Origin of the sequence: Bordetella hinzii LMG 13501, from assembly GCF_001548475.1 — a bacterium.
In the GTDB taxonomy this organism is placed as follows: Bacteria; Pseudomonadota; Gammaproteobacteria; order Burkholderiales; family Burkholderiaceae_B; genus Bordetella; species Bordetella hinzii.
Genome location: NZ_LRUJ01000075.1, coordinates 1 through 6278 on the forward strand (window position 1 = coordinate 1; position 6278 = coordinate 6278).

Genomic DNA, 6278 nt, shown 5'->3' on the forward strand with positions numbered 1-6278 from the left:
CGGCGGCGGCCGTGGGCGCGCCGGGCGCCATGGGCGCGGCCAGGTTGCCGCGCAGGGCGGCCAGGCCGTTCTGCGCGGCGGGCGCGGGGCCCGTGGCCCTGAGCGCCGAGACCACGCCGGCATGGGTGTCGCCCGAGAGCTGGCTCAAGGCCTGGCCGAGGGCGGCGGCGTCGGTGCTCAGCATGACGGTGCGCCACACCTCATGGCTGTCCGGCAGGCCTTCGATGCTGCCGGCCACCGCGCGCTGGTTGGCGGTGAGCGCCAGGCTGGCCAGGCTGAGGTCATTGCGCTGCAGGGTGAGCGTGACGTCGTTGCCGTCGCCGCCACGGGTATCGACCGAGGCGTTCATGAAAAGCAGGGGATTGTTCAGGCGGGCGAACTCGCCCACGACGGCGCCCGGACTCTGTTTGGCGATGAGGGTGTAGGGGCCGGTCCGGGGCTTCCAGCTGGCCGCGTCATCGGGCGACAGGCGCAGGTCCAGCGTGGCGCCGGCGATGTCCACGCCGCCGGAGACGGCCAGGCGGTCGTGGTCGGAGGGGGTGGCGTCGATGCGCAGCGTGCCGCGGTTGACGTAGTCGCCCACGATGGTCTGGGTGCCGATGGGGCTGCCGGGCGAGTGGACGGCGCCGGCCTGGACCGTGGTCGAGCCGAGGGTGCCGGTGCCGCCGAGCAGGGTGCCGTCGCGGGCCGTGAGGGTGCCTCCCAGACGGGCCGCGTCGCCCAGCCACAGGCCGCCCGCGGCCAGCGTGGCCGCGCCGCGGTAGGCGCTGCTATCGGCGGTGAGGGTGAGCAGGCCCGCGCCGCGCTTGATGAGGGCGCCGCTGCCCGAGAGCGCGCCTTGCAGCGTGAAGTCATGCGGCAGATCCAGGGCGCCGCCGGCGGCTTGCACTTCGATGGCGCGCGCCGAGACGGCGTAGCCGGCGTCGGCGATGCGCAGCGTGCCGCCGTTGAGCGTGAGGCCGCCCGAGCCGAGGTTGGCCTCGCGCGAGACCGCCAGCACGCCGCCGGAGATGCGGGTGCCGCCGGCATAGTCGTTGGCGCCGGCGAGCACCAGCGTGCCGCCTTCGGTCTTGTCGATGCCGCCGGCTCCACCGATGGCCGTGGCGATGGTGGCGGTATTGCCGCCGAGCACGCGGATCTCGCTGCCGCCGGCCTGGGTCAGCAGGCGGCCGTTGCCTTGCAGGCGATAGCCGTCGGCCACGAATTGCAGGCCGGCGAAGGAGGGGCTGCCCTGCACGTCGATGCGGGCGCCGCCGTTCTGCATGAAGACGGCGTGATTGCCCGCCCAGGCCACGGGCAGGTCGCCACCGTCATTGGTCCAGTCCTGCGTGCTGGTGTTCCAGACGCCGTTGCCGCCCGTCCAGGTCTGCAGCAGGTTGCTGCCCACGGTGCCGATGCGCAGGTCGATGCTGCCGGGCAGGTTCTGCACGATGCGGTACTGGCCGGCATCCAAGTGGGACGCCCCGAGGACCAGCCCGCCGCCCGAGAGGGCGCCGCCGTAGCGGATGAGGCGGTAATAGCCCAGGCCGCCGGCGCTGTCGTCCAGGTTGAGCGTGCCGTTGAGCGACAAGTCGCCGTCGACTTGCAGGTGGCTGCCGGCGCCGGGGGCCGAGGGGGTGCCGGGCGCGCCGAGCTGGTAGTCCAGCGCCGCGCCGGCGGCCAGGGAGAGGTTGCCGGCGATATGCAGGCTGCCCAGCCCGCTGGGCGCGAGGCGGCCGCCGCTGGCCACGGTGGTCGAGCCCACGGTGCCGTTGCCGGCCAGGCGCGCGCCGCTGGCCACTTGGAGGGCCGAGCCGCTGATGGCGCCATCGACGGCCAGGGTGCCGGCCGAGACGGTGGTCGGGCCGGTGTAGTGGCTGGTGCCCGACAGGGTGAGGGTGCCGGCGCCCAGCTTGGTGAGCGAGCCGTCGCCGTCCAGGGCGCCGGCGAAGTGGCTGTCGAGGTCGCCCGCGCCCACGGTGAGGGCGGCCGAGCCGAGCCGGACCTCGCCCGCGCCGTCCAGGGTGGTCAGGGTCTGGTCGTAGCCGTTGAAGTCCATGAGCGCGCCATTGGCCACGGTCAGGCCGCCGGTGCCCAGGACCTGGCCGCGGCCGGCGGTAAGCGTGCCGCTTTCGATGGAGGTGCCGCCGGAGTAGAGATTGGCGCCGCTGAGCGTGAAGTTGCCCGTGCCCTGCTTGATGAGGCTGCCGGTGCCGGTGATGGCGCCGGACAGGGTGGTGCTGGTGTTGTCGGCGCCGGTGCGCAGCGTGGCCGCTCCCAGCTGCACATTGCCGGCGCCGGCCAGGGACTTGAGGGTCTGGCTGTAGCCGTTGAGCGCCAGCGTGGCGCCGCCGGCGAGGGTGACGGCCGAGGCGCCCAGGGCATTGACGGCCTGGGCGGACAGGGCGCCGGCGGCCAGGGCCAGGGTGCCGGTGAAGGCGCTGCTGCCCTGCTCCAGGAACAGGGTGCCGGTGCCCAGCTTGCTCAGACTGCCATTGCCGGACAGGTGGCCGTTCAGGTGGAAGTCGCCGGCCAGGTCCAGCGCGCCATTGCCCGCGCCCACGGTGAGGTCGCGGGCGGTGCTGCCATAGCCGGTGTTGCTCACGCGCAAGGTGCCGCCATTGAGCGTCACGCCGCCGATGCCCAGGCCCAGGTTGGCATCGCTGGAGACGGACAGCACGCCGCCCGAGACGGTGGTGCCGCCGGTATAGCCATTGGCCCCCGAGAGCACCAGCGTGCCGCCCTCGGTCTTGTTCAGGCCGCCACTGCCTTGGATAGCGGTGGCGATGGCGGCGGTGTTGCCGGCCAGCACGCGGACCTCGCTGCCGCCGGCGTCCGTGGTCAGCGCGGCGGCGCCGGCCAGTTGCCAGCCGTCGCTGACGAACTGCAAGCCCTTGAAGCTGGCGGCGTTGTCCACGGAGACGGTGCCGGCCGTGCCCATGAAAACGGCGTGATTGCCGGCCCAGGCCACGGGGGTCTGCCCGCCATCGTTGAACCACTGGGCGCCGGCCGTGGTCCAGCTGCCGCCGGCGCCTTGCCAGGTCTGCAAGGCGTTGTCGCCCAGGGTGGTGACCTTCAGGTCGATATTGCCGGGCACGTTCTGCACGGTGGTGAACTGCGCGGGCAGATAGCCGACGGGCGTGTTGCCGATGGTCAAGCCATTGCCCGAGAGCGCGCCGCCATAGCTGATGAGGCGGTAGTAGCCGATGAGGTCGCTGGCGCTCGAGGCCAGGTTGAGCGTGCCGTCGAGCGACAGGTCGCCCGCGACCCGCAGCCCGCTGCTGGCCCCAGGCGCGGCCGGCGTGCCGGGCGCGCCCAGCACGACGTTCAGGCGCGAACCCTGCTCCAGCGTCAGAGCGCCGTTGACGGTCAGCACGCTGCCGGCGCTGCCCGGCGCCAGGATGCCGCCGGCTTTCACCGTGGTGGCGCTGACGACGCCTTCGCCGGCCAGCGTCCCGCCGGCATAGACGGTGACGCTGCTGGATCTGGCGATGGACCCGTCCACGCGCAGCGTGCCGCCAAGCACGCCGGTATTGCCTGAGTAGGTGTTGTCGCCCGACAGCGTCAGGGTGCCGGTGTTTGTCTTGAACAGGGCGCCGCCGGTGCCCGCCAGCACGCCCGTGAACTGGGTGCTGTTACTGTCGCCTACGTTCAGCGGGGCCGAGCCCAGATCGAGCACGCCGCCGCCGGCCAGCGAGGAGACGCTGTATATGCCTGCCGGGTCAAGATAGGCCGAGGCGCCGGCATCGATCCGCAGCGCCCCGGGGGCAAGGGCGGCCGAGTTCAGGAACAGGAGCGAGCCCTGCTGGACATGGGTCGTGCCGACGTAGTCGCTCGTGCCGGCCAGCGACACGACGCCGCCGCCTTGCTTGACGAAGTTTCCCGTGCCGGTCAGCCGGCCGAAAAAAATGGTGGAGCCGGTGGTGTTGGTGGTCAGCGTCGCGCCGCCCAGGGCGACGGTGCCGGTGCCCAGGAAATCGCCGACGGTTTGTGAATAAGCCCCCAGGTCAAGCACGGCGGGCGAGCCCACCGCCAGGCTGCCACGGCCCAGGGTATTGGCCGCGCCGGCGGCCAGGGTGCCTGCCAGGATGTAGGTCATGCCGGTGTAGTCGTTGGCGCCCGTGAGGGTGAGCTTGCCCGTGCCGGTCTTGGTCAGACGGCCCGTGCCGCTGATAATGCCGCCGAAGGTGGAGTCCTGGTTGCTGCCTCCCACGGTCAGCACGGCATCGTTCACCGCGACCCGGCCGTCGCCGGCCAGGCGGCCGACCGTGGCTTCGTAGCCATTGAGATCCAGGATGGCGCCGTCGGCCACGGAGACGCTGTTCGCGCCCGTGACCATCGCCTGCGAGCTGCCCAGTTTGAGGGTGCCGGCCAGGACGCCGACCGCGCCGGTCGAGTCGATGCGATTGACCGTGAGCGTGCCTGTGCCCAGCTTGCTGAGATCGCCCGTGCCGTTGAGCTGGCTGGTGATCGTGACTTGATGCCCGTTGGTGTCGAACAGCAGGCCGCCGCCGGTCAGCTGCGTCTGGGCGGCGCCGATATTGGACAGAAAATCCGTGCTGTCCTGCGTGGCCTTGAGGATGCCGCCATTGAAATCGAGCGCGGCATCGGCGCCATGCAGGATGATGCCGCCTGTCTCCAGCACCCCGCGCGCGGTGCTGTCGCCCTGGAGCGAGATCGTGCTCTTGCCGGTCCCGCCGCCGCTGCCCAGTTCGACCTGGCGGGCCGTGACGGTGCCGCCATTGGCAATGGTGAGCGAGCTTTGGCGACCGCCTTGCGGGTTCATCAGGAGCCCGGTGCTCGCCTCCCAGCGGCTGCCCGCGTCGCTGACCATGACACTGCCGTCGCCCGCAAGGCCGACGACGCCGCGGGCGCTGGTGGCGGTGCCGCCGCTATCGATGACGAGCGAGCCGGTGTTGGTGTAGCCGATATAGGCGAAGTTGCTCAGCCAGGAGCTGCCGCCGCCGATCTTCACGCTGCCGGTGCCGGCGACACCGATATTGGCGTCGTGCGTTTCCAGCATGGCGCCGTTGCGCAATTCCACGCCGGCATTGGCGGCCGTGCCCACGCTCAGCTTGCCGGACGGGGCGATCAGCGATCCGCCGTCCAGCGCCAGCGTGCCGCGGTCGACGACGATCTCTCCGTTGACCTGGTTGGTCCGGGTCAGCGTCAGGCGGCCCGTGCCCGCATGGGTCAGGCCGCCGCTGCCCGCGATGCTGCCGCCAAAGATCAGGTCGGCGTCCTGGCCGAAGATCAATTGGCTATCGCCGGAGATCTGGCCGCTGGCGCTGGCCCAGGTGGAACCGGCATCGCCGATCTGCAGCGCGCCCAGCCCCACCGCCGCTATCGAGCCGTTGTAGGCGGAAAGATCCCCGTTCAGGATGGTCGTGCCGATGGTGTTGATCGTGACCTTGCCATTGCCCGTGAGGCCGGGCCGGAAGACATAGCTGGCATCCGCCTGGGTGAGGAAGATGTTGCCGTTGTTGGTCAGGCGGTCCAGCCCATTGAAGGCGGCGCCATACAAGGCCACGCCCACGCGCAGCGTGCCGTTGGGATTGATCGTGAAACTGGCGCCGGGCTGGAAGTTGATGGCCGCGGCGCCATTGGTGGTCGTGCCAATGGAAAGTTCGCCACTGCCGCCCGTCGCCGAACTGCTGCTATAGCCGCCCAGGATCAGGTTCTTGCCGATGACGATCGTGGAATCCACCATGTCGATTTTGCCGGCGCCGCCCGCGCCGCCCAGCCCCTCGCCGCGGCCGCCCGCCGAACCGCCCACCAGCAGGGTGTCCCCCACACTGAGAGAGGTGCCGTCAAGCAGGGTCAGCGTTCCATCGCCGCCCGCGCCGCCATTACCGATGTATCCGCCGCCGCCCCCGCCGCCGCCCACCAGCGCCGAACCCAGGATAGAGACATCGGATCTGGACAGCGTGAGCGAGCCGGCTGTGCCGCTGCCGCCGTTGGAGGCGCCGCCGCCGCCCCCGCCGCCGCCGACGCCGAGCACGTCGGTGCTCGCATGGCCGCTGGTCAACATGGCCCCGGACGAGGTCCTGGCGCCGCCGCCGCCATAGCCGGCCGCCGGCTGCGTCGCCCCGGTCACCAGTTCCGTCAATGGTTGCGAACTGCCGCCTTGGCCGATAGGTTCCCATCCGGCGCCTCCGTTGGCGCCCAGCCCGCCGCCGCCGCCGGTGTATATCGCGGACATGCCGCCGCCGCCGCCGCCCAGGCCGGCGCTGCCGCCTGTTTGGGGCGCGCCGCCCGCGCCGCCGCCCGCGCCCGGACTGCTGCCGCCTGTCGGGGCC

At 71.7% G+C, this 6278-nt stretch carries 1 protein-coding gene; it reads right to left on the reverse strand.

The genetic code is table 11. The features are described from left to right. Positions 1-6181: beta strand repeat-containing protein (locus AXA74_RS23540; RefSeq protein WP_211269881.1), on the reverse strand; the 6181-nt coding region annotated here is incomplete at its 3' end. Between the last annotated feature and the right edge of the window lie 97 nt (positions 6182-6278).